Genomic DNA, 22558 nt, shown 5'->3' with positions numbered 1-22558 from the left:
TAACGCTGGCGGTCGTGCGAGACTGTCTGTCCGGGCGCAAGGACCGGGTGTTTTTTGTCTGGAGTCCCCATGTCGCTGTCCACCGGGCTGATTGCCGTCGTCGCCCTGGCCTATATGGCCATCATGTTCGCCATCGCCTTCTATGGCGACCGTCGCAGCGCGCCCTTGCCGCCGCGTGTGCGCGCCTGGGTGTACAGCCTGTCGCTGGCGGTCTATTGCACCAGCTGGACATTCTTCGGCGCCGTGGGCCAGGCCGCCGAACAGCTCTGGTCGTTCCTGCCGATCTACCTCGGGCCGATCCTGTTGCTGGTCGGCGCGCCGTGGGTCCTGCAGAAAATGGTGATGATCAGCAAACAGGAAAACATCACCTCGATCGCCGACTTCATCGCCGCACGCTATGGCAAATCCCAGTCGCTGGCGGTGGTGGTGGCGCTGATTTGCCTGGTCGGCGTGCTGCCCTATATCGCGTTGCAGCTCAAGGGCATTGTGCTCGGCGTGAACCTGCTGATCGGTGCTGGCGCCGACGCCATGGGCACCCGGGCCCAGGACACGGCGCTGATCGTGTCGCTGGTGCTGGCGCTGTTTACCATCGTCTTCGGTACCCGCAACCTCGACGCCACGGAGCACCACCGTGGCATGGTGCTGGCCATTGCCTTCGAATCACTGGTCAAGCTGTTCGCGTTTCTTGCCGTCGGCGCATTCGTGACCTACGGCCTGTACGACGGCTTCGACGACCTGTTCGACCAGGCCATGCTGGCGCCGCGTCTCGAACAGTACTGGAAGGAAACCATCAATTGGCCGTCGATGGTGGTGCAGACCGGTGTGGCAATGATGGCGATCATTTGCCTGCCACGGCAGTTCCACGTGACCGTTGTCGAGAACATCGACCCCCAGGATCTGCGCCTGGCCAAGTGGGTATTCCCGGCCTACCTCGCCCTTGCTGCCTTGTTTGTCGTGCCGATCGCCCTGGCCGGCCAGATGCTGCTGCCCAGCTCGGTGTTGCCGGACTCGTTCGTCATCAGTCTGCCCCTGGCGCAGTCGCATCCGGCGCTGGCCCTGCTGGCGTTTATCGGTGGCGCATCGGCGGCCACCGGCATGGTGATCGTGGCCAGCGTGGCGCTGTCGACCATGGTGTCCAACGACATGCTGTTGCCATGGCTGCTGCGTCGCAATAACGCCGAGCGCCCCTTCGAAGTGTTCCGCCAGTGGATGCTGTCGGTGCGCCGCGTCAGCATCGTGGTCATTCTGCTGCTGGCCTACGTCAGTTATCGTCTGCTGGGCTCGACCGCCAGCCTGGCGACAATCGGCCAGATTGCCTTCGCCGCCGTGACCCAACTGGCCCCCGCCATGCTCGGTGCGCTGTACTGGAAACAGGCCAACCGCCGCGGTGTTTTCGCCGGCCTCGCCGCAGGCACCTTCCTGTGGTTCTACACCTTGATCCTGCCGATTGCCGCCCTCAGCCTCGGCCTGTCCTTGAGCACATTCCCGGGTCTGGCATGGTTGCACAGCAATCCATTGAACCTGCCGATCACCCCGCTGACCCAGGGCGTGGTGCTGTCGCTGGCAGGCAATTTCACGCTATTTGCCTGGGTTTCGGTTCTGTCGCGCACCCGGGTTTCCGAGCACTGGCAGGCGGGCCGCTTCATCGGCCAGGAAATCAGCGCCCGCCCCAGCGCACGCTCGATGCTGGCGGTGCAGATCGACGACCTGCTGCAACTGGCGGCGCGCTTCGTCGGCGAAGAACGCGCCCGTCAAAGCTTCATCCGTTTTGCCTATCGCCAGGGCAAGGGCTTCAACCCGAACCAGAACGCCGACAGTGAATGGATCGCCCATACCGAACGCTTGCTGGCCGGTGTGCTCGGAGCCTCCTCGACCCGCGCGGTGGTAAAAGCCGCCATCGAGGGCCGGGAGATGCAACTGGAGGACGTCGTGCGCATCGCCGACGAAGCCTCGGAGGTGCTGCAGTTCAACCGTGCCTTGTTGCAAGGCGCCATCGAGAACATCACCCAGGGCATCAGCGTGGTCGACCAGTCGCTGAAGCTGGTGGCCTGGAACCGTCGCTATCTGGATTTGTTCAACTACCCGGACGGCCTGATCAGAGTCGGCCGGCCGATTGCCGACATCATTCGCCATAATGCCGAGCGCGGCCTGTGTGGCCCCGGCGAAGCCGAAGTGCACGTCGCTCGCCGCCTGCACTGGATGCGTCAGGGCCGCGCGCACACCTCAGAGCGCCTGTTCCCCAATGGCCGGGTGATCGAGCTGATCGGCAACCCGATGCCGGGCGGCGGCTTCGTCATGAGTTTCACCGACATCACCGCGTTCCGCGAAGCCGAGCAAGCGCTGACCGAAGCCAACGAAGGACTGGAGCGACGGGTCACCGAACGGACCCACGAACTGTCGCAACTCAACGTTGCCCTGACCGAAGCCAAGGGCACCGCCGAGGCGGCCAACCAGTCCAAGACCCGTTTCCTCGCCGCCGTCAGCCATGACTTGATGCAGCCCTTGAATGCGGCGCGGCTGTTCTCCGCCGCCCTCTCCCATCAGGACGACGGGTTGTCCGGCGAAGCACAGAAACTGGTCGAACACCTGGACAGCTCGCTGCGCTCGGCCGAGGACTTGATCAGCGACCTGCTGGACATTTCCCGCCTGGAGAACGGCAAGATCAACCCCAATCGCCAGCCATTCGCCCTCAACGAACTGTTCGATACCCTCGGCACAGAGTTCAAGGCGCTGGCGCGAGAGCAAAAACTGGAGTTCCGGGTTCGCGCAAGCACGTTGCGGGTCGACAGCGACATCAAACTGCTGCGGCGGATCTTGCAGAACTTCCTGACCAACGCCTTCCGCTACGGCAAAGGGCCGGTGCTGCTGGGGGTTCGTCGGCACAAGGATCAACTGTGCCTGGAAGTCTGGGACCGTGGGCCAGGCATCCCGGAAGATAAACTGCAGGTGATTTTCGAAGAGTTCAAGCGCCTCGACAGCCACCAGACACGGGCCGAAAAAGGCCTCGGCCTGGGGCTCGCGATTGCCGACGGGCTATGTCGCGTGCTCGGCCATACCTTGCGCGTACGTTCCTGGCCGGGGCGCGGTAGCGTGTTCAGCGTCAGCGTGCCGCTGGCCCGGGCGCAAACCGCAGCGCCGGTCAATGTCGCCGAACTCAATGGCAAATTGCTCAATGGCGCGCAGGTGCTGTGCATCGACAACGAAGACAGCATCCTGATCGGCATGAACAGCCTGCTCAGCCGCTGGGGTTGCCAGGTCTGGACCGCGCGCAATCGCGAGGAATGCGCCGCGTTGCTGGGCGAAGGCATGCGCCCGCAATTGGCGCTGGTGGATTACCACCTCGATCATGGCGAAACCGGAACCGATTTGATGGCCTGGCTACGCACGCAGATGGGTGAACCGGTTCCTGGAGTGGTGATCAGCGCCGATGGCCGGCCGGAGACGGTCGACCTGGTACATGCCGCGGGGCTGGATTACCTGGCCAAACCGGTGAAACCGGCGGCGTTGCGGGCGTTGTTGAGCCGGTATTTGCCGTTGTAGGGTTTGGGCGATGTGGTGATGGATCTGACGCCTTCGCGGGCAAGCCCGCTCCCACAGGAGACCGCGGCGTTCACACCCTATGTGTTTCACCGCAGTTCCTTGTGGGAGCGGGCTTGCCCGCGAAGCTTTTGCTTGGATGCTACTCCGGCAACTCGACCAACCCATCGATATCGGTCATCGCCCGCTCCAGCAAATCCGCCGGCAGGCTCTTGCTTGCCCGTGCCCCCAGCAGCTTGAGTTGTTCACTGCGACTGACCAGGTTGCCCCGCCCCTCTGTCAGCTTGTTTCGGGCCGAACTGTAGGCCTTGTCCAGTTGCTGCAGACGATTGCCGACCTCGTCCAGATCCTGAATGAACAGCACGAACTTGTCGTACAGCCACCCGGCCCGCTCGGCGATTTCCCGGGCATTCTGGCTCTGGCGCTCCTGCTTCCACAGGCTGTCGATCACACGCAGGGTCGCCAGTAACGTGGTGGGGCTGACGATCACGATGTTGCGGTCGAATGCCTCCTGGAACAGCGTCGGCTCAGCCTGCAACGCCGCAGAAAACGCTGCCTCGATCGGCACGAAGAGCAACACGAAATCCAGGCTGTGCAAGCCATCGAGGCGCTTGTAATCCTTGCCGGCCAGGCCTTTGACGTGATTGCGCAACGACAGCACGTGCTGCTTGATGGCGATCTGGCCGATGGCCTCGTCCTCGGCCGCAACGTATTGCTGATAGGCCGTCAGGCTGACCTTGGAGTCGACCACCACCTGCTTGTCGCCCGGCAGATAAATGATCACGTCCGGCTGGAAACGCTCGCCGTCCGGCCCCTTGAGATTGACCTGGGTCTGGTACTCGCGCCCCTTCTCCAGACCCGCATGCTCAAGCACGCGCTCTAGAATCAGTTCGCCCCAATTGCCCTGGGTCTTCTGCCCTTTCAAGGCGCGGGTCAGGTTGGTGGCTTCATCGCTCAAGCGCAAATTCAGCTGTTGCAGGCGCTCCAGTTCCCTGGCCAGGGAGAAACGCTCACGGGCCTCGGTCTGATAGCTTTCCTCGACACGTTTCTCGAAAGACTGGATGCGCTCCTTGAGTGGATCGAGCAATTGCCCCAGGCGCTGCTGGCTGGTTTCGGCAAAACGCTGCTCGCGCTCATCGAAAATTTTCCCCGCCAGTTCGGCAAACTGCGCGCGCAACTCGTCCCGAGAACCTTGCAGGTCGTTGAGGCGTTGCTGATGACTGTCCTGCTGCTCACGCAATTCGGCGTTGAGCGACGCGGCCTGGGCATCCAGGCGGCGCAATTCGGCTTCTTTGCCGGCGCGTTCGATATTCCACGCATGGGCGGCGTCCCGGGCGTCGTCGCGCTCGATCTGCAGCAGTTCGACTTCACGACGCAGCGCAGCCAGATCGGCCTGTTTGGCGGCGTTGGCCTGGGTCAGGTCTGCCGCTTCATCGCGACTGGATTCCAGCTGGGCATTCAATCCGTCCTGCGCCAGTTGCGCCATGGCCAGGCGCTCCTGGAGCAGCGTGACATCGGCTTGCGTGCTGCTGGCCCGACGCTGCAGTTGCCAGGCCAATACAAGCAACGGCAACGCAGCCGCTGCCAGACCCAGCAATACGCTGGTCAAGTCCATTGCCATAGCCACTCCTGCCATTCGGATAAAGCCTGAAGGTTAACCAAGAGGTCCGGTCTTGGACAGCTCAGTCTTCGATCAGCCCCAGTTCCTGTTGAGCGCGGTGATCGCCTGCCCGAGCGGCCTGACGCAGCAGGTCCTGACCGATCCGGCGGTCCCGGGCATTCCCGCATTCGCGGCACATCAACTGGCCAAGGCGGCTTTGCGCAGCCACCACACCTTCACGGGCCGGTTGCTTGAGCAAACGTCCGGCGATGTGTTTGACGTTACGGTTTTCGCCCAGATGCGGACTGTCCAACAGCCACTCCGCCACGCGCATGGAAAAGCGCTTGGTAGGGGCAACAGAGGGCGGAGTGGAAGAAGAGGAAACAGGGGCTGAGCGAAACTTCATAAAGCACTGTGGGGTAGATCAGAAGGCGCGCAACTTTACTCTCTTTTTCTTACAGGTAAAGCTGAAAATATCCCGGCACGCCCGTCCTAGAGCAAGCGCTCGGGACAATCCACAGAAGCTGTGGATAACTCAGTGGACAACCGCCCTCGAACCCGCTCAAAGCCCTGTGGAATGGGGCTCGCAGTCAAACTGACGATTTTTTCACCAGTAAAAAAAAGCGATGTTTTTCATTGACTTAAATTTTGGTTACAGGCAGCCATTACGCTTGAACGTGAGATGACAGCAGGGTGACAGACCGCGCAACTAATGTGCACAAGTGCCTTTGCGATGGTTATATCGACGCCCTTTTTCGGCGCATTTTTTTGTCGTACCTGGGGATAAGCCCTGGCAAACCCGGTGTCCAGACAGCTGCGCCGCTACAAACGTCGATGACCGGTGGTCGAATTTTGTGCCGAAACAGGGCGTATCAATCCCAGGCCGTGCAGCTTTATGCGCACCTCCACAAGGCAAAACTGCCCGGCCAGGCACCGGCCGGGAAATTCTTTTCGCTATCACACTTCCCTTGGCCAGTACAATCCGTTAGTATCTGCGGCGTTAGTACCAAGCTGAAAGTCAATTCTGGTCGAACAAATCCCCCCGGTCAGCCTTCCCGACGGAAGCCTCCACCGAACAAGCGGGATCGACCACCTCGATGGTTTCCAGGTAAATCTTGCGCCAACACAACCTTTGAATCGAAAGCAAAGGGTGTTGTTCCGCCTGCCTACTCTGCTCGAACCAACCTGCAAATTGATCAGGATCTTCACCCCGGGCCCAGAACCTTTGCCCTCGATGTGTTGCCTGCCCTCCTAAGTACCTACCTGCCAGCCCAAGCGCGCCAACTTGTCAGCGCTTCAAACTGGCTGCTTTGTTCCAGTCGGGTTCTTCGTTCGATCAATGGTGATCGACGTTACTGGAACGTTTTAACGTTGCACGGTTCTTATCCGTGTCATTTGTAGGAACACCCAATAATGTCTACTCAAATCCACACTCAGGATGCCATTCGCACCCTAACCAACGCTTTTGCACCAATGAACTGCCTGATCATGGCCGCTCGCAAAGGCTGCTTCAGCTTCACCCTGGTCAACGAACACGGCATCGCTCGTCACAGCGAACGCCTGTACCCCGATCAATACTCCAGCGCCGAGCCGCTGCAGGCCGTGATCGAGCGTACCCGTCAGGCACTGGTTGCCTGAAACGCCAGAAAGGCTGAAAAACCCGAAAGCCCTGCCCGAAAAGCGGGGCTTTTTATTGCCCGATATTTCATTTTCCTCGAACCACGACTAAGCACGATCCGATATAAGGGTTATAACTGGTCGCTGGAAATATTTTAAAAACAGGCCTTTACAGCGCGAATATGACACTACACTTCAACTCAAGCGGCTTGACCCGCTTGCGGCGAGCCTGAGCCGATTCACCGCTGCCAAGCCCCCTTCAGGTATCGCCGTCCATTTCAGGTTTCGAGGGTTTTATGGGTATCGCTGCCAGCGAACTGTGCCGTTATGTGATTCGTCCGACCTTGATCTACCTCGGACGTCATAGCGCTACTGCCGAATCCCTGCTGCTGGGCATTGCCGCCAGCCAGTCCGCCCTTGGTTCCGCCCTGCATGACCGCCGTGGGCACGGCCTGTACCGCATCGCCGAGCCCCGCCACCAGGCCCTATGGGACCATTACCTGGCCCTTGATCCGGAGCGTGCAAGCCTGGTCCGCGGCCTGGCCAGCCAGCATGCGTTTCTCAGTGGCCCGCACCTCGAATTGACCGTCAACCTGCGTTACGCCACAGCCATCGCCTGGCTGCTGGTGGAAGAACAGAACACCCCCCTCCCCGCCCCTGATGATCTGTTGGGCATGGCCAGGATCTGGCGCCAGACATTTCAGCCCCAAGGGCGTCTGCGTGATTTCACCAGCGCCTGGCAAACCTGTGTTTCACCCCTGAACCAGGTAGCCTGCTGACACCTCTGGATCCAAAGATCGCGCAACACGCCGCGATTCTGGTCGGATTGTCCTACAAAACCGCTCTAAATCAAGGCATACAGCCTATGGCGCCGGGACGAAAATGTTGGTAATTTTCGCCCCGGTGATCACCAGGAGTTCTAATAATGAAAAAAGTAATGCTCAAAACCACCATTAGTCTCGCCGTTGCCATGGCATCCACCCAGATCTTTGCAAGTGGCTTTGCCCTCAACGAACAAAGCATCAGCGGGATGGGGTCAGGTTTTGCCGGGCGATCTTCCTCTGCCGACGACGCATCCACCATTTTTGGCAACCCTGCCGGCATGTCTCGCATCAAGCGCGAACAAGTCACCGGCGGTGTTGCGATGATCGACGCACACACCGACATCAGCCACGCAAGCTCCTCCCCGAACAACCATGGCAGCAATGACGGCGATATGGTTCCGTTCATCGCCGTGCCCATGGGTTACTACGTCAAGCCAATCGACGACCATTGGGCCTTCGGTATTGGCATATACGCCCCGTTCGGCCTGGTAACCGACTACGAAAGCGGCTTTGAGGGTCGTTACTTCGGCAGCAAGAGCGAAGTCAAGATCGTCACCGTGCAACCGACTGTCAGCTACGCCTTCAACGACAAGGTTTCCATCGGTTTCGGCCCGACCATCAACCGCATCGACGGCACCTTGGAATCGAACATAACGGCCTTGCCGACCTTAACGAATTTGCCCGATGGTCAAGTCAAGATCAAGGGTGACGACACCGCCCTGGGCTACAACATCGGCGTGCTGGTCCAAGCCACCGACAGCACCCGTGTCGGCCTGACCTACCACTCGAAAGTTAAGTACAAGCTCGAGGGTGACACCAAGGTCAACTACAACCTGCTGAGCCTGGTCGGCCAGAACCCGAGCCAGAAATATGACGCTTCGCTGGATGTGACCACGCCTGAATCGGTGGACTTTTCGGTCACTCACCAGCTCGACGACAAGTGGACTCTTTACGCAGGCAGCACCTGGACCCGCTGGAGCCGCCTGAAAGAAATCACCGTTGAAAACAAAGGTGTTCCGGCTGTTCTGAACGGCCAGTTCGGCACCATCACCGAAGAACAGAACTGGCACGACACCTGGGCTCACGCCATCGGCGCGGCCTACCAGTTGAACAAGCAATGGGTACTGCGTACCGGCCTGTCCGTTGACCAGGCACCGACCAACAACGTCAACCGCTCGCCACGCATCCCGACTGGCGATCGCACGATTTTCAGCGTGGGCGCCGGCTGGAGCCCGACCGACGACCTGACCATCGACCTGGCGTACTCGTACCTGCGCGAGGAATCGGTCAAGGTCAACGGCGACGGCCATAACCAGAAATACAACGCCAAGTATGAAAACGACGCCAACGGTTTCGGTCTCGGCGCGACCTACCGCTTCTGATGGTTCCCGGCGAGCCTGAACCGTTCGCCACCGGAATCAAAAAAGCCCCGCTCTCTTCACAGAGGCGGGGCTTTTTAGTGGGTGCGGATCAAGGTTGTGAAGCCAGGGCTTGCTCCACCGCTGCAATGAATTCGGGATCATCGGGCCTGGTCAGGCTGGAAAAGTTGGCGATCACCTTACCCTTGCGATCGACCACGTATTTGTAGAAATTCCATTTTGGCGCACTGCTCTGTTCGGCCAGCACCTTGAACAGATGGGTTGCGTCGGCGCCACGTACCGACTGCGGCTCGGTCATAGTGAACGTCACGCCATAGTTGACGTAACAAACCTTGGCGGTTTCGGCACCGTCCCTGGACTCCTGCTTGAAGTCATTGGACGGAACACCCAGCACTTCCAGCCCCTGTCCTTTGTAACGCTGATTCAGCGCCTCAAGGCTTTTGAACTGCGGGGCGAAACCGCAGAAGCTCGCCGTATTGACCACCACCAGCGGCTTGCCTTCATACCGTTGGCACAGGTCGATGGATTCCTTGGCGCGCAGCTTTTGCAGTGATCCTTGCAACAGCTCCGGACACTCGGCCGCGTAGGCCAGCCCGGTAAACGTCAGCAGCAACGCGGGGACTGCAATCGAGCGCATCAGCATGTCGGTGCATCCTTGATAATTCGTCAAAAGCGACGTTACTCGCCCTCGCCGCCCGCTAGCAAGCACCCATGCCCAACTGCATCAGCGCCAGTCCGCCCTGATGCCAGCCCCACCACGACAACGCCAGCAATAAGGCGCAGACGGCGGCAACAGCGATCCGTGGCCAAAGGTTGTTCATATCGCACTCATTTGTGATTGCAGACGCTCTACCGGCCGCTCACGCACCGGCCAGTTGAGGGCAGCGGCCAACAGGCTCAAGAGAATTGCCACTTGCCAGATCAAGTCATAACTCCCGGTTCGGTCATACACCACCCCGCCCAACCAGCCGCCCAGAAACGAGCCGAGTTGATGAAACAGGAAAACAATCCCGCCGAGCATGGACAGGTTTCGTACACCAAACAAGGTCGCCACCGTGCCGTTGGTCAATGGCACCGTCGACAGCCACAAAAAGCCCATGGCCATGCCGAACAAGTAGGCCGTGGTAGTCGTCACCGGCGCCCACAGGAACAATGCAATGACCACCGCCCGCAGCAAATACAGACCGGTGAGCAAACGCGGCTTGGACATGCGCCCGCCGAGCCATCCGGCGGTATAGGTGCCGAAGATGTTGAACAGGCCGATCAGCGCCAGCACCGTGGTGCCGACCGTCGCCGGAAGGTGTTGATCCACCAGATACGCCGGCAAGTGCACACCGATGAACACCACCTGGAACCCGCACACGAAAAAGCCGAACGCCAGCAGCCAGAATCCGGAATGGGAGCAGGCCTCGCGCAGCGCTTCCCCAAGGGTCTGTTCATGGCCCAGGACAGGCAACGGCTTGTCCTTGAGCATGCCCACCAGCGGCACGATCAACGCCACCAGCAAGCCCAGCGCCAGCAGCGCCGCGGACCAGCCAAGCCAGCCGATCAAACCGAGTGTGCCGGGCAGCATTGCGAATTGGCCGAACGAACCGGCCGCGCTGGCAATCCCCATGCCCATGCTGCGTTTTTCCGGCGGCACTGCGCGCCCGACTACCCCCAGGATCACCGAGAACGACGTACCGGACAGTCCGATGCCGATCAGCAGGCCGGCACTCAGGGACAGGGTCAGCGCCGAGTCGGAGAGCCCCATGCAAATCAGCCCGGCCGCGTACAGGACACCACCGATCAGCACCACTTTCGCCGCGCCGAAGCGGTCGGCCAGGGCACCGGTGAACGGCTGAGCCAGGCCCCAGATCAGGTTCTGCAAGGCGATGGCGAAGGCAAAGACTTCACGCCCCCAGCCGAACTCGGCGCTCATCGGCGCCAGAAACAGCCCGAAGCCATGGCGAACGCCCAGCGACAGCGCAAGGATCAGCGCACTCCCCAACAGAACCCAGCCGCATGTACGCCACATCGATGTCATTGTTGTTCTCCGGTAGCGGGTATATACCCGCTTATGTTCGGAAAAACCGGCATCACGCCAGTTCGTCCAGCAGCTTCATTAAGGTTTCGCGCTTCTCGGCACCCAGGCGATCGATCAAGCGTTGCTGCGCGGCTTCCCAGGCCGGCAACGCAGCCTTCAGTCGCTCCGCCCCGGCCTCGGTCAGCAGGACGATGCGGTTGCGCATGTCCTCGCCCTCGACCAGCGTCACCAGGCCATCACCCTCCAGCACCCGCAAATTGCGCCCCAGGGTGCTGCGATCCAGACCCATGGCTTCGGCCAGGGTCGAGATGCTCGGCTGATCCAGGCGCTGCAGATTGCACAGCAAAGAATACTGCGCAACGTTGATCCCGAAGCCGTCGAGAGCGCCGTCGTAGTGCCTGCTGACGCCACGGGCGGCGCGACGCAGGTTGATGCATAAACATTGGGAATCGAGCATGGTGCGTGTATATACCCGCGAGTCGCTAAAATCAAGTTGCCTGGAAGTGGCAACAGATAGATTGCCATCGCGAGCAAGCTCCCACAGAGATTTTCGGTGTGCCCACTTTCTTGTCAACAAAACCGAATCCCTAATGAAATAGCTACCCCCTCACACCCTGAAGTCTCAGAGGTGCCACACCCCAGGGCTCACAAAAAATGCCTTGGCGTTATCCTCCAGACTCTCCAGGTGATACCCGCCCTCCTGCACAATCAGGCATGGCAACCCCAGGCTGCGAATCCGCTCACCGAGCACGCCGAACCCTTCGCGGGTCACCGCCACCTTGCTTTGCGGGTCCAGTTCGAAAATATCGAAGCCCAGGGACAGCACCAGCACCTCGGCGCCAAAGTCCGTCACCGCCTTCAGCGCTACCTCCAATTGCTCAAGGAAGTCCGCCTCGCTGGCGCCATGGGCCATCGGCAGGTTGAGGTTGAAACCCTCGCCCGCCCCGACACCGCGCTCATCGGAAAAACCTGCGACGCCCGGATAGAAGTTGGTCGGATCGCCGTGCACCGAGACGTAGAGTACGTCATCGCGGTCGTAGAAGATCTCCTGGATCCCTTGCCCGTGATGCATGTCGGTATCCAGCACCGCTACCCGAGAAAAACCGCCGCGTAATACCTGCGCCGCCACCGCCGCATTGTTCACATAGCAGAAACCACCCGCCGCTTCGGCCCGGGCGTGGTGACCCGGCGGACGACACAGGGCATAGGCTGCCGGCTCGCCATCGAGCAACGCCCGGGCACCGGCGATGGCGCTTTGCGCCGACCAGTAGGCCGAACGCCAGGTCCGTTCGCCCACCGGGCAGCTGCCATCGGCCAGATAGCGCGCCGCTTGCGCGAGAATCCCGCGCAGGGCATTGGGTTCGCGGACAAAGATGTTCGACATCACCTCGTCGCCCCAGTCCTCGGGAATCTCTTTCCAGTGCTGGTGGGCCTCCTGCAAAAACGTGAGGTACGGCGCACCGTGCACCGCCAACAGTGGATCAAGCCCGGCATCGGCCGGTTGCTCGACCTTGAAACCCAACGCGTGAGACGCCTGCACCAGGCGCTGCGCGCGCTCCGGTACTTCCTGCGGCGTGCGCATCTGGCCACGGGAGTAATAGCTGCGTGGATGGTGGAGCAATTGTTCGGGGTGGAAAAAACTGCGCATTGAGAGAATACCTGTCAGTTGACGTAGATCTTGAACCCGGACGCGCCCCACTGTGGGAGCGGGCTTGCTCGCGAAAGCGGAGTGTCAGCCACCTTCATTGCTGAATGACACACCGCTTTCGCGAGCAAGCCCGCTCCCACAGTGTCTTGCGTTCAGTCGATTTTTTCGGCGCGGGCCAACACCGCGTTGAGCAGCACATCCGTGCCCCGGCGCACGTCTTCGGGCAGCACGTCTTCGGCTTCGTTGTGGCTCAGGCCGCCCACGCACGGGATGAACACCATGGCCGTCGGGCAGTACCGCGCCAGGTGGATCGCGTCATGTCCGGCGCCGCTGACAATCGATTGCTGAGCGTAGCCCAGCGCGTCCACGGCCTGTTGCACTGCCGCCACGCAGTCCGCGTCGAACGGCGTCGCCGGGCTGATCCAGTGCGGGGTGATCGCCAGTGTCAATCCGCGAGCGTCGGCTATCGCCTGAAGTCGCGCACGGACCTGTTGCTCCATCGCCTCGATGGTTTCATCCCGGTGATGACGCAGGTCGACGGTGAAGTTCACCAGCCCCGGAATGGTGTTGCGTGACGACTTGTTGATGCCCAACTCACCGACCGTGGTCAGACCTTCGGGGGCAAAGTCCGTCGCCAGGCCTTCGATGGCCTGGATCATCTGCGCCACGCCGTACAAGGCATCCTTGCGCAGCGGCATAGGCGTGGTGCCGGCGTGGGCCGCCATGCCTTCGACCCGCACGTCGAGCCAGCGAATCGCCTGGCCGCCGCTGACGACACCGATGCTCTTGGCATTGTCTTCGAGGATCGGCCCTTGCTCGATGTGGGCTTCAAAGTACGTATCCACCGCGCCACCCAGCGGACGCTCGCCGGCATATCCGGTACGTTGCAGCGCCTCGGCGACGCTGATGCCATCGATGTCGCGCACCGCCAGCGCGGCGTCCAGCGCCATGATGCCGGTGAACACCGCCGAGCCGAACATTGCCGGGGTGAAGCGTGCGCCTTCTTCGTTGGTCCACACCGCCACTTCCAGCGGCTTGCGGGTCTGGATGCCCAGATCGTTCAGGCAACGCACCACCTCCAGGCCGGCGAGCACGCCATACACACCATCAAACCGTCCGCCTTCAGGCTGGGTGTCGAGGTGGCTGCCCATCATCACCGGGGCAGCGTCGGGGTCAGTGCCGGCGCGACGGGCGAACAGGTTGCCGATGGCATCCACGCTCAGGGTCATGCCGGCTTCGCGGCACCAGTGGGCAAACAGTTCGCGACCGGCCTTGTCCTCGTCGCTCAGGGCCAGGCGGCGGCTGCCGCCACGGGCGGTAGCGCCGATTTCGGCCATCGCCATCAGGCTCGCCCAGAGGCGTTCGCCATTGATCTTCAACATGTGTTTCTCCAGGACAATTCAGCTCAGGCTTTGGCCAGTTCCAGGCGTTCAGCGCTGGCATGGCGACGGGCAAGGGCCAGCACACACAGCAGCGAAGTCGCGGCGATCAGGCTGTAGAACACCGCCATCGGCCACCACTGCCCGGCGAACCTGTGCGCCAGCAGCGTGCCGATCAACGGCGTCAGTCCACCGGCCAGCGCACCGCAAATCTGGTACGCCAGGGAAATAGCCGTGTAGCGCACGCGGGTCTCGAACATGCCGCTGACATAGCCGGCGATCACCGCATAGAACGACGCCATGCACACCACCGCCAAGGCAATGCCGAGGATGATCAGCGGCGCCTGGGCCGAACTGACCAGCACGAACATCGGGTACGGCGAAGCCATGGCCAGCAGCGACACCAGGCACAGGAAGCGGGTCGCGCCAATCTTCTCGGCGACCCAGGCCGCCAGCGGCTGAATGCAGAACTGGATGATTGCGACGAAGAACAGGCACTCAAGGATCAGTGAGCGCGGCAGTTCCAGTTGCTGAGTGGTGTAAGCGATCATGAAAGTGTTGGTGAAATACACCCCGGCAATCCCCAGGGTATTGGCGCCGATGCACAACAGCAGCGGACGCCAAGCGGTGCGCAGCACCTCCATGACCGGCGCCTGCTCCTTGCGCTGGCTTTTGCTGGCCTGCTCGCGGCTGGCAAGAAACTCCGGCGATTCATTGACCCCCAGGCGAATCGCCAGGCCCACCAACAGTAACAGCGAACTGGCGAGGAACGGCAAGCGCCAGCCCCAGCTCATCAGGTCTTCTTCCGGTAAACGGGTGACAGCGCTGAAGGCCAGCAGCGACAGGATCAAACCCGCCGGGCTGCCCAGTTGCGCAAACGAGGCGAAGAAATTACGCCGGCCTTTCGGCGCATGCTCGCCGGCCATCAACACCGCCCCGCCCCACTCGCCACCCACGGCGATACCCTGGACGATGCGCAGCAGAATCAGCAGCACCGGCGCAGCGGCGCCGATTTGCGCATAGGTCGGCAGCAGGCCGATGCACACCGTGACCACGCCCATCATCAACAAGGTGATGATCAGCGACTTCTTGCGACCGATGCGGTCACCGATATGACCGAAGACAATCCCGCCCAACGGCCGTGCAAAAAAGCCCACAGCGAAGGTGCCGAAAGCGGCCATGGTGCTGAACAGCTTGTCGTCGGAGGGGAAGAACAGCGCGCCGAACACCAGCGCGGCGGCGGTGGCATAGATGTAAAAGTCGTACCACTCGATCATGGTGCCAATGAAGGCAGCGGCTGCCGCACGGCGCGGCTGGGACGAAGCGGGAGGCTTCATGGGGGACTCCTTTGGTTATTTTTCTGGGCAGGAGAGAAACGGCAAATCCGCGGCGCTCTGGCGGCGCCGGTCTGGAGATGATTTTTCGTTTCGGGACCATGATTAGTCAATTTTCTATTTATTATTCGAATTATTACTAGAATTTATAATAGAGAGCGGCATCCATCTGTGAACTTCGACAAGCTGGGGACGAAATGCAAAGACTGAAAATGCGGCGTCCAAAAAACGCTGGCAAAAAAAAGGCCGCCCCAAAGGCGGCCAGGAAAACAGGTGTTGATTCAAAGCAGGAGCTAGCGATTGCGCGCGAGTTATCGTACTGGCCTTTCGATTTCAATTTTATGTTCAGCGCACGGATCAACCGGCTCTTTCCAAAGCGGAAAACAGGCTGACGAATTCCAATGAAAGCTTATGGCGTGGCGCCAGATGGATCATGGGCACCGACGTTTCATGGGACTCACGCATTTTGACCGTGCTGCTCAAATAATCCGGCAACACGGGCAAGCCTTCTGCCACCAACTCGTCGATCAGCATCTGGTGCAAACTGGCTCGCGCCACAAACTGGTTGACCACCACTCCTTCCACGATCAACGACTCATTATGGTCAGCCTGCAACTCGGCCACTTGCGCGATGACGTTGTAGAGCGCCTGGCGGGAAAAGCTGTCGCAATCGAATGGAATCAGCACGCGGTCAGCGGCGATCAGTGCACTGAAGGTATAGAAATTCAGGGACGGTGGCGTATCGATGTAAATGCGTTCGTAATCTTCGGAAAGCTCCACCAACAAGCGGCGCAGCTTATTGATCTTGAATTTCGACTCAAGCTTTGACTGCAGGTCGGCAAGCTCGCGGCTAGCGGTGACCAGGTGCAGATTGTCGTAGCGAGTATCCGTGATAGCCACCCGATTCTTTTTGCTGGCCGGGCCGCTGGATAAGGTTTGCTTGAAGAAATCGGCAATCCCCACGGGGATATCGTCGCCTGTCAGCCCTGTCAGGTAGTGGGTCGAGTTAGCCTGGGGATCGAGATCCACCAGCAACGTCCTGTAGCCTTCGGCAGCACTGACAGCCGCGAGATTGCAGGCGATGCTTGATTTGCCAACGCCTCCTTTTTGATTGAACACAGCTCGACGCATGGGGGAGTTAACCTGAAAAAGATCTCCCTCGATCATAGGATTGAAACATTTCAGTAATATTTCTAAGCGACAATTTTGTTTCATTTTTAAGACAGCAACTGCCATTCCCTGACTGCGTCATCCGACATGCAGTCAACGATAGGCGTGCCTGTACTTATGGCATTACAAGGAGGTCGACAATGCAATGTTCACTGGATGAAATACGCCACCAGATCCTGGACGCACAACCCGTGTTGAAACGACTCGAAATCGAGATGGAAGGGATTCAGTTTGATCCGCTGGTGCCTTCAAGCGTCACTGCTGCCTACACCAAGGTAGATCGGGTGATTGAGCATCTGTTGGCCCGGTTCAAGGCAAACCCCATCCTTGGGCCGTTAACGACAGAGCTGAAGTCCCAATATATTGATGGCATTCGAGCGAAGGTAGCGCATGCCAGGAATGGCAAGTAACCTGAAACTTCGTCGGCAGCGACCGGTTGAATCCGGTCAGTCTGGAAGGACCGACTTTTTCAGCAGAATCGAGCAAAAGCTAACCCTCAGCGACCCGGTGTCGCTTGGGACTCTTCAAAATGATGCCGTAACAATGGCATCTCTCGCTAATAGCCAGCGTAGACACGTTCTCGCCGATAGAAACCCTCCTTGGCAGCGCTATAAGTAGCTAGCTATTTGTTAATAAAAGTCTGAAGTATTCATTTGAACTTTCGGATTCTTTCAGTCTGCGGCCTGTGCCTAACATCGACTCCACAGCGAACCAGTCTATTGGCCTGGCGCCGTCGAAGTGCTTTTGCAGCAGGCCCTGGGATTTTTGAGGATCATTGATGAAGCTGGAAATTTTTCGCACGCTGTGGGGTTACACCGCCAGCAAGGCTCAAGCGCTCGAGGAGTTGCTGCACGCGGGCTTCGATGGCATGGAAGCACGCCTGCCACTGGACGCCCGTGAACGGGCCGAGTTCGCCGCCTTTCTCCAGGCCAATCGCCTGGGCTATATCAGCACGGTCTTCACTGCGTACGACGTGCTGCCGGATCAATCGGCAACCCCTGCCGTGCACCTCAATGACCTCGACCAGAAACTCGCCTGGGCCGCCGAGCTCGGCCCACGCTTCGTCAACGTGCTGGCGGGCAACGATCGCTGGTCCTTGCCACAGCAAGTGGAGTTTTTTGGCCAAGCGCTGGAACTGGGTCGCAAGCACGGCCAGGTCTGCAGTTTCGAAACCCACCGCTCGCGTTCGCTGTTCAACCCCTGGGTAACCCTGGAGTTGATCCGGCAATTGCCCGAGCTGTTGTTCACCAGTGACATCAGCCATTGGGTGGTGACCTGCGAGCGCCTGTTGAATGACCCGGCCGATGACCTGAACGCTTTCATCGAGCGGGTTCACCATATCCAGGCCCGGGTCGGTTATGACCAGGGCCCGCAGGTTCCGCACCCGGCGGCTCCCGAATATGCAAGGGAACTGGCCTTCCATCAGCAGCACTGGGAAAGCATCTGGCGCTCGCAGCAAGCCCGCGGTTACCAGGTCAGCACCCTGACCCCGGAATTCGGCGCCGACGGCTACCTGCATCATTTGCCCTTCACCAATGTCCCGGTCGCCGACCTGTGGTCATTGAACGTGTGGATGGGCCAGACCGAGCGTGAACACTTCGACCGTTTCAGCCATTCAAGCCATCCTTAGGGAGCCGATGCGTCATGCCTGACAACAAAAACAACAGCGCAAGCACTGACACACACAAAGCCAACTTCAACAGCATCCCGGTGGTCAACATCGCCGGTCTGTTCAGCTTTGAACTGGAACACCGCCTGGCCGTGGCCGAACAATTGGGGCGCGCCGCCAGCGAAGTCGGGTTTCTCTATATCACCAACCACGGTATCGACCCGCAACTGATCGCCAACCTGCGCAAGGCGGCCAAGGACTTTTTCGACCAGCCCCTGGACGCCAAGATGCGTCACTACATCGGCACCTCGCAAACCCACAAGGGCTTTGTGCCCGAAGGCGAAGAGGTCTATTCCAAGGGTAAGCCGGACCACAAGGAAGCCTTCGACGTCGGTTTCGAAGTTCCGGCCAACGACCCGCTGGTGCTGGCCAACACCCCATTGCTGGGGCCCAACGACTGGCCGCAATTGCAAGGTTTCAAGGCGTCGGTGCAGGCCTACTATGAAGCCATCTTCGCCTTGGGCCGGCGCCTGTTCGGCGGCTTCGCCCTGACCCTGGGCCTGGAGGAAAACTATTTCGACAGCCTGGTGACCCGTCCGCCGTCAAAATTGCGCCTGATCCACTATCCCTTCGACGGCGCAGCCCATGACGCACCGGGTCTTGGCGCCCATACTGACTACGAGTGCTTCACCATCCTTCTGGCCGACAAACCGGGCCTTGAGGTGATGAACAATCTTGGCCAATGGATCGATGCACCACCGATTGCCGATGCCTTTGTCGTCAACATCGGCGACATGCTGGAAGTGATGACGGCAGGCGCTTTCGTTGCCACCGCGCACCGGGTGCGCAGCGTGAAGGAGGAGCGTTATTCCTTCCCGCTGTTTTATGCCTGCGACTATCACACCCAGATCAGACCGCTGCCCGGGTTCGCCCAGGCAGGCAACGACTACGAAGAAATCACCATCGGCGAACACATGTATGGCCAGGCGTTGCAGACCTATCAGTATCTGCGCCAGAGGGTGGCCAACGGGGAAGTTCAACTGCCAGGCAAGGCACGCAAGCCCGCCAGTTTCGGACATTTGAAAAATCAGGCCCAACCGTCCTGATTGAAGTTTTCAGCTAAACCCCTACCTACGCCGGAGTCAGCACATAATGAAAAACAACAAGAAAAACCTTTTGAGCCTGGCTGTATTGGCAGCCGGCATGTTCGGCGCCTCAGTGAGCATGGCCGCGACAGACTCGTTCAAGGTCGGCATGGAGATCACCTACCCTCCCTTCGAGTCCTATGACAAGGACAAAAACGTGGTGGGTTCGGACCCCGAACTGGCAACGTCACTGGCCAAACACATGAACGCCAAGGTCGAGTTCGTCGACACCAAGTTCCCGAGCCTGATACTGGGGCTGAACTCCGGCAAGTACGACGCGATCATTTCCGGCATGTACATCACACCGGAGCGCCAGACCCAGGCCCAGACCATCGCCTACGCCAACACCGGTGCCGCGGTCATGGTGCCCAAGGGCAGCGAGATCAATGCGAAAAAACCTGAAGACCTGTGCGGCCTGAAACTGGGCCTGGAACAGGGCACCACCTGGGTCAAGGAATTCAAGAAGCTCTCCGACGAATACTGCGTGCCGAACAACAAAGGCGCGATCACCGTCAGCGAGTACCCCTCGGCCCCCGAAGTGACCCAGGCCCTGCTGTCCAAGAACATCCAGGCCCAGGTTGAAATCGCCGGCGCGGCAAAAATGATCGCGGAAAAGACCAACGGCCGGGTGGTGATCACCACCGAGCATCCGATTTATCAGCAAACCCTGGGCATCTTCGTCAAAAAAGGTAACGACGAAACCTTCCAGGCCGTGCAAAAGGCCTTCGAGGAGAGCAAAAAGAGTGGTGAATACGCCGCGATTCTCCAGAAATATGGCCTGGAAGAACCGACTGCCAACTAAGAACCTGTCCTTGTAGTCTGGTCATCTGCCTCCCCTGCACCGGGGCGGCAGATCGAGGTGCCCCATGCAATTCGATTGGTCGTATTTCTTATCCCTGTTCTCCCTGCCGGACTTCTGGAAGGCCTGCGTCACGGTGGTCCAGCTCAGCGCCCTGGCCTGGTTCATCGGCATGCTGCTGGGTTTTGTCCTGGCCTCGGCCAAGCTGTCCCAATCGCCCTTGCTGCGCATTCCCGCAGCGGTCTACATCTGGTTCTTCCGCAGCATCCCGTTGCTGGTGCTGGTGGTCTTCGTCTACAACCTGCCGCAATTGTTTCCCGGCAGCGGACCGATTCTGTCCAACCCCTTCTACGCAGGGTTGCTGGCCCTGGTGGTCACTGAGGCGGCGTACATGGCGGAAATCCATCGCGGTGGCCTGATCTCCGTGGCCAAGGGCCAGAAGGAAGCCGGGCGCGCGCTGGGTGTCGGCCTGTTCGGCATGCAACGCCTGATCGTGATCCCCCAGGCTTTCCGTATTTCGCTGCCCACGCTGATCAATGAATACATCACGGTGGTCAAGCTGACCTCGCTGGTCTCGGTCATCTCCCTGACGGAAATCCTCACCGTCGGCCAACGCCTCTATGCCACCAACTTCCTGGTCATGGAAACCCTGGCGGCGGTAGGCGTCTATTACGTGTTGATCGTCACTGTGTTCGGTTATTTCCTGCAGCGCCTGGAGCGCTACCTGGACCTGAACTTCCGCAAGCCGCACACACTCGACGCGGCCACCATCGCCCGGTTCAAGGCCAGCGCCGAAGCCTTGCCCGACATTGCGCGCAAAGCGGCAGGCAACAACACGACGCCCATCCTGCAACTGAAGAACATCCAGAAGAGCTATGGCACCCACAAGGTGCTGATGGGTATCGACCTGAATGTCGAATACGGCCAGGTGGTCTCGATCATCGGGCCATCCGGCTCCGGCAAGACGTCGCTGATCCGCACGGTCAATGGCCTGGAAACCATCGATACAGGTGACATTCTGTTGTTCGGTGAAAAGTTCATCGAAGCATCGGACAAACCCAACAGCACCCGCCTGCGCAAAGGCGTGCGGCACATCGGCATGGTGTTCCAGAACTTCAATCTGTTCCCGCACCGCACCATTCTCGACAACGTCACCCTGGCACCCCGTTACCACGGCCAGCCGGGCGAACTGAGTGAACATCGTGCCTATGCGCTACTGGACAAGGTCGGCCTGCTGGCCCATGCCCACAAGTACCCGCACCAGCTCTCCGGCGGTCAGCAACAGCGCGTAGCGATCGCTCGGGCCCTGGCGATGGAGCCGCAGATCATGCTGTTCGACGAGCCGACCTCGGCCCTGGACCCGGAACTGGTCAACGACGTGCTGAACGTGATCCGCGACCTGGCCAAAGAAGGCATGACCATGCTGATCGTGACCCACGAAATGGACTTTGCCATGTCGATATCCGACCGGGTCGTATTCATGGAAAACGGTAATATCCAACTGGATGCCGCACCGCAAACCATACGATGCGATGCCGAAGGGGAACGAGTGCGGCGCTTCATGGGCATCAGTACCCGATCGCCCAACCTGTCTGCAACGCTGGATCATGCATGAGCAGGCAACCACTTTCTTCGAGCTTCCTTCATTCAGGAAAACACGCATGAATCTTGGAATAGCAGGACGCTGGGCGCTGATATGCGCCGCCAGCAAAGGTCTGGGCAAAGCCTGCGCACAGGCACTGGTTAACGAAGGCGTGAACGTGGTGATCACCGCGCGCGGCGAACAGACGCTCAATGAAACAGCCCGTCAGCTCAGGGCGATAAACCCTGAAGTGACGGTCATCGCCGTCGCCGGAGACATTTCGACGCCCGAGGGTCGGGTGGCAGCGCTCAAGGCCCATGAGCATTTCGATATTTTGATCAACAACGCTGGTGGCCCTCCCCCCGGGGATTTCCGCGAATGGAATCGCGACGCCTGGCTCAAGGCGCTGGATGCCAACATGCTGACCCCTATAGAGTTGATCAAGGCAACGGTCGACGGTATGGCGGCACGTGGATTTGGTCGGATCATCAACATCACGTCGAGTGCCGTGAAGTCCCCTATCGAAAGCCTGGGCTTGTCCAACGGCGCGCGCAGTGGTCTGACGGGGTTTGTCGCGGGGCTTGCCCGGCAAGAAAACATTGCCAGTCGCAATGTGACGATCAACAACCTGCAACCGGGCTCCTTCGACACCGATCGACTGCGTGACAACCTGGTCGCTGCTGCCCAGGAGTCAGGGCAAGACAGCGAAGAATTCCTTGACCAATGCCGTAGCGAAATTCCCGCCAAACGCTTCGGCTCAGCCGAGGAGTTCGGTGCGCTGTGTGCCTTCGTATGCAGCAGCCATGCGGGCTACCTGACCGGGCAGAACCTGTTGATTGATGGAGGGGCCGTTCGCTCCAGCCAATAATTGGCCGCCAACCGGATCGGCACCCCATGGCGGTGCCGGAC

At 59.9% G+C, this 22558-nt stretch carries 20 protein-coding genes; 10 read left to right on the top strand and 10 right to left on the bottom strand.

Annotated elements, in window-relative coordinates; all coding sequences use genetic code 11:
- Positions 1 to 69: 69 nt before the first annotated feature.
- Positions 70 to 3540 carry a hybrid sensor histidine kinase/response regulator gene (locus AC07W4_RS24255; protein ID WP_495034276.1) on the top strand — a complete coding sequence of 1157 codons (3471 nt, stop codon included), beginning with the start codon at positions 70 to 72 and terminating at the stop codon, positions 3538 to 3540.
- Between the two features lie 139 nt (positions 3541 to 3679).
- Here AC07W4_RS24255 and AC07W4_RS24250 read toward each other — a convergent pair whose 3' ends face one another.
- Entirely contained in the window at positions 3680 to 5044 is a 1365-nt protein-coding gene (locus AC07W4_RS24250) for a DNA recombination protein RmuC (RefSeq protein WP_495034283.1), read from the bottom strand.
- Positions 5045 to 5219: 175 nt separating this feature from the next.
- The gene (locus AC07W4_RS24245) at positions 5220 to 5543 is read right to left on the bottom strand and encodes an SEL1-like repeat protein (protein ID WP_079246787.1); all 324 of its coding nucleotides are present in this window, start codon (positions 5541 to 5543) and stop codon (positions 5220 to 5222) included.
- A 1007-nt stretch (positions 5544 to 6550) separates the two neighbouring features.
- Here AC07W4_RS24245 and AC07W4_RS24240 point away from each other — a divergent pair.
- The 3 genes from AC07W4_RS24240 to AC07W4_RS24230 all read left to right on the top strand — a co-directional run bounded on the left by AC07W4_RS24240 (position 6551) and on the right by AC07W4_RS24230 (position 8960).
- On the top strand, positions 6551 to 6775 hold the full coding sequence (locus tag AC07W4_RS24240) for a hypothetical protein (RefSeq protein WP_007898912.1): 225 nt from the start codon (positions 6551 to 6553) through the stop codon (positions 6773 to 6775).
- A 275-nt stretch (positions 6776 to 7050) separates the two neighbouring features.
- Positions 7051 to 7533 carry a hypothetical protein gene (locus tag AC07W4_RS24235; RefSeq protein WP_008051047.1) on the top strand — a complete coding sequence of 161 codons (483 nt, stop codon included), beginning with the start codon at positions 7051 to 7053 and terminating at the stop codon, positions 7531 to 7533.
- Positions 7534 to 7679: 146 nt separating this feature from the next.
- Positions 7680 to 8960, top strand: coding sequence for an OmpP1/FadL family transporter (locus AC07W4_RS24230; protein ID WP_495034275.1), 1281 nt, complete (start codon positions 7680 to 7682; stop codon positions 8958 to 8960).
- An 88-nt stretch (positions 8961 to 9048) separates the two neighbouring features.
- On the opposite strand, the gene AC07W4_RS24225 is transcribed toward AC07W4_RS24230, so the two are convergent.
- The 8 genes from AC07W4_RS24225 to AC07W4_RS24190 all read right to left on the bottom strand — a co-directional run bounded on the left by AC07W4_RS24225 (position 9049) and on the right by AC07W4_RS24190 (position 16475).
- Positions 9049 to 9600 carry a glutathione peroxidase gene (locus AC07W4_RS24225; protein ID WP_495034274.1) on the bottom strand — a complete coding sequence of 184 codons (552 nt, stop codon included), beginning with the start codon at positions 9598 to 9600 and terminating at the stop codon, positions 9049 to 9051.
- 55 nt (positions 9601 to 9655) lie between these two features.
- A complete protein-coding gene (locus AC07W4_RS24220; protein WP_008051054.1) occupies positions 9656 to 9778 on the bottom strand; it encodes a hypothetical protein in 123 nt (40 codons plus the stop codon).
- Entirely contained in the window at positions 9775 to 10983 is a 1209-nt protein-coding gene (locus AC07W4_RS24215) for an MFS transporter (RefSeq protein ID WP_008051056.1), read from the bottom strand. Before AC07W4_RS24215 ends, AC07W4_RS24220 begins: the two co-directional genes overlap by 4 nt.
- A 52-nt stretch (positions 10984 to 11035) precedes the next feature.
- Complete coding sequence (locus AC07W4_RS24210; protein WP_032829730.1) at positions 11036 to 11440, bottom strand: MarR family winged helix-turn-helix transcriptional regulator; 405 nt, start codon at positions 11438 to 11440, stop codon at positions 11036 to 11038.
- Positions 11441 to 11605: 165 nt separating this feature from the next.
- Positions 11606 to 12631 (bottom strand): histone deacetylase family protein, encoded by a 1026-nt coding sequence (locus AC07W4_RS24205; RefSeq protein ID WP_495034273.1) that lies wholly within the window; start codon positions 12629 to 12631, stop codon positions 11606 to 11608.
- 152 nt (positions 12632 to 12783) lie between these two features.
- Positions 12784 to 14013, bottom strand: a complete 1230-nt coding sequence (locus AC07W4_RS24200; RefSeq protein ID WP_495034272.1) for a Zn-dependent hydrolase — start codon at positions 14011 to 14013, stop codon at positions 12784 to 12786.
- Between the two features lie 23 nt (positions 14014 to 14036).
- Positions 14037 to 15347 carry an MFS transporter gene (locus AC07W4_RS24195; RefSeq protein WP_495034271.1) on the bottom strand — a complete coding sequence of 437 codons (1311 nt, stop codon included), beginning with the start codon at positions 15345 to 15347 and terminating at the stop codon, positions 14037 to 14039.
- A gap of 354 nt (positions 15348 to 15701) precedes the next feature.
- Positions 15702 to 16475, bottom strand: coding sequence for a ParA family protein (locus AC07W4_RS24190; protein ID WP_495034282.1), 774 nt, complete (start codon positions 16473 to 16475; stop codon positions 15702 to 15704).
- 179 nt (positions 16476 to 16654) lie between these two features.
- On the opposite strand from AC07W4_RS24190, the gene AC07W4_RS24185 reads away from it, so the two are divergent.
- The 6 genes from AC07W4_RS24185 (at position 16655) to AC07W4_RS24160 (ending at position 22517) form a co-directional block, all read left to right on the top strand.
- Positions 16655 to 16924: a YuaX family protein gene (locus tag AC07W4_RS24185; RefSeq protein ID WP_495034270.1), complete on the top strand. Its 270-nt coding sequence runs from the start codon at positions 16655 to 16657 to the stop codon at positions 16922 to 16924.
- Positions 16925 to 17292: 368 nt separating this feature from the next.
- A complete protein-coding gene (locus AC07W4_RS24180) occupies positions 17293 to 18144 on the top strand; it encodes a sugar phosphate isomerase/epimerase family protein (RefSeq protein WP_495034269.1) in 852 nt (283 codons plus the stop codon).
- Between the two features lie 14 nt (positions 18145 to 18158).
- The gene (locus AC07W4_RS24175) at positions 18159 to 19229 is read left to right on the top strand and encodes an isopenicillin N synthase family dioxygenase (protein WP_495034268.1); all 1071 of its coding nucleotides are present in this window, start codon (positions 18159 to 18161) and stop codon (positions 19227 to 19229) included.
- 46 nt (positions 19230 to 19275) lie between these two features.
- Positions 19276 to 20070, top strand: coding sequence for an ABC transporter substrate-binding protein (locus tag AC07W4_RS24170; RefSeq protein ID WP_495034267.1), 795 nt, complete (start codon positions 19276 to 19278; stop codon positions 20068 to 20070).
- Positions 20071 to 20134: 64 nt separating this feature from the next.
- Positions 20135 to 21682, top strand: coding sequence for an amino acid ABC transporter permease/ATP-binding protein (locus tag AC07W4_RS24165; RefSeq protein WP_495034266.1), 1548 nt, complete (start codon positions 20135 to 20137; stop codon positions 21680 to 21682).
- 46 nt (positions 21683 to 21728) lie between these two features.
- Positions 21729 to 22517, top strand: coding sequence for an SDR family oxidoreductase (locus tag AC07W4_RS24160; protein ID WP_495034265.1), 789 nt, complete (start codon positions 21729 to 21731; stop codon positions 22515 to 22517).
- The last annotated feature ends 41 nt before the right edge of the window (positions 22518 to 22558 follow it).

The organism is Pseudomonas sp. GW821-FHT02A08 (assembly GCF_059422045.1).
The sequence above is the reverse complement of the archived record's forward strand: the minus strand, read 5'-3'. Positions and strand labels throughout refer to the sequence as shown.

What these genes read in the sequence shown, in the direction of transcription:
- AC07W4_RS24255 (WP_495034276.1), top strand. Translation starts at nt 70, where the DNA reads ATGTCGCTGTCCACCGGGCTGATTGCCGTCGTCGCCCTGGCCTATATG.
- AC07W4_RS24245 (WP_079246787.1), bottom strand. Translation starts at nt 5,543, where the DNA reads ATGAAGTTTCGCTCAGCCCCTGTTTCCTCTTCTTCCACTCCGCCCTCT.
- AC07W4_RS24240 (WP_007898912.1), top strand. Translation starts at nt 6,551, where the DNA reads ATGTCTACTCAAATCCACACTCAGGATGCCATTCGCACCCTAACCAAC.
- AC07W4_RS24235 (WP_008051047.1), top strand. Translation starts at nt 7,051, where the DNA reads ATGGGTATCGCTGCCAGCGAACTGTGCCGTTATGTGATTCGTCCGACC.
- AC07W4_RS24230 (WP_495034275.1), top strand. Translation starts at nt 7,680, where the DNA reads ATGAAAAAAGTAATGCTCAAAACCACCATTAGTCTCGCCGTTGCCATG.
- AC07W4_RS24225 (WP_495034274.1), bottom strand. Translation starts at nt 9,600, where the DNA reads ATGCTGATGCGCTCGATTGCAGTCCCCGCGTTGCTGCTGACGTTTACC.
- AC07W4_RS24220 (WP_008051054.1), bottom strand. Translation starts at nt 9,778, where the DNA reads ATGAACAACCTTTGGCCACGGATCGCTGTTGCCGCCGTCTGCGCCTTA.
- AC07W4_RS24215 (WP_008051056.1), bottom strand. Translation starts at nt 10,983, where the DNA reads ATGACATCGATGTGGCGTACATGCGGCTGGGTTCTGTTGGGGAGTGCG.
- AC07W4_RS24210 (WP_032829730.1), bottom strand. Translation starts at nt 11,440, where the DNA reads ATGCTCGATTCCCAATGTTTATGCATCAACCTGCGTCGCGCCGCCCGT.
- AC07W4_RS24205 (WP_495034273.1), bottom strand. Translation starts at nt 12,631, where the DNA reads ATGCGCAGTTTTTTCCACCCCGAACAATTGCTCCACCATCCACGCAGC.
- AC07W4_RS24200 (WP_495034272.1), bottom strand. Translation starts at nt 14,013, where the DNA reads ATGTTGAAGATCAATGGCGAACGCCTCTGGGCGAGCCTGATGGCGATG.
- AC07W4_RS24195 (WP_495034271.1), bottom strand. Translation starts at nt 15,347, where the DNA reads ATGAAGCCTCCCGCTTCGTCCCAGCCGCGCCGTGCGGCAGCCGCTGCC.
- AC07W4_RS24190 (WP_495034282.1), bottom strand. Translation starts at nt 16,475, where the DNA reads ATGCGTCGAGCTGTGTTCAATCAAAAAGGAGGCGTTGGCAAATCAAGC.
- AC07W4_RS24185 (WP_495034270.1), top strand. Translation starts at nt 16,655, where the DNA reads ATGCAATGTTCACTGGATGAAATACGCCACCAGATCCTGGACGCACAA.
- AC07W4_RS24180 (WP_495034269.1), top strand. Translation starts at nt 17,293, where the DNA reads ATGAAGCTGGAAATTTTTCGCACGCTGTGGGGTTACACCGCCAGCAAG.
- AC07W4_RS24175 (WP_495034268.1), top strand. Translation starts at nt 18,159, where the DNA reads ATGCCTGACAACAAAAACAACAGCGCAAGCACTGACACACACAAAGCC.
- AC07W4_RS24170 (WP_495034267.1), top strand. Translation starts at nt 19,276, where the DNA reads ATGAAAAACAACAAGAAAAACCTTTTGAGCCTGGCTGTATTGGCAGCC.
- AC07W4_RS24165 (WP_495034266.1), top strand. Translation starts at nt 20,135, where the DNA reads ATGCAATTCGATTGGTCGTATTTCTTATCCCTGTTCTCCCTGCCGGAC.
- AC07W4_RS24160 (WP_495034265.1), top strand. Translation starts at nt 21,729, where the DNA reads ATGAATCTTGGAATAGCAGGACGCTGGGCGCTGATATGCGCCGCCAGC.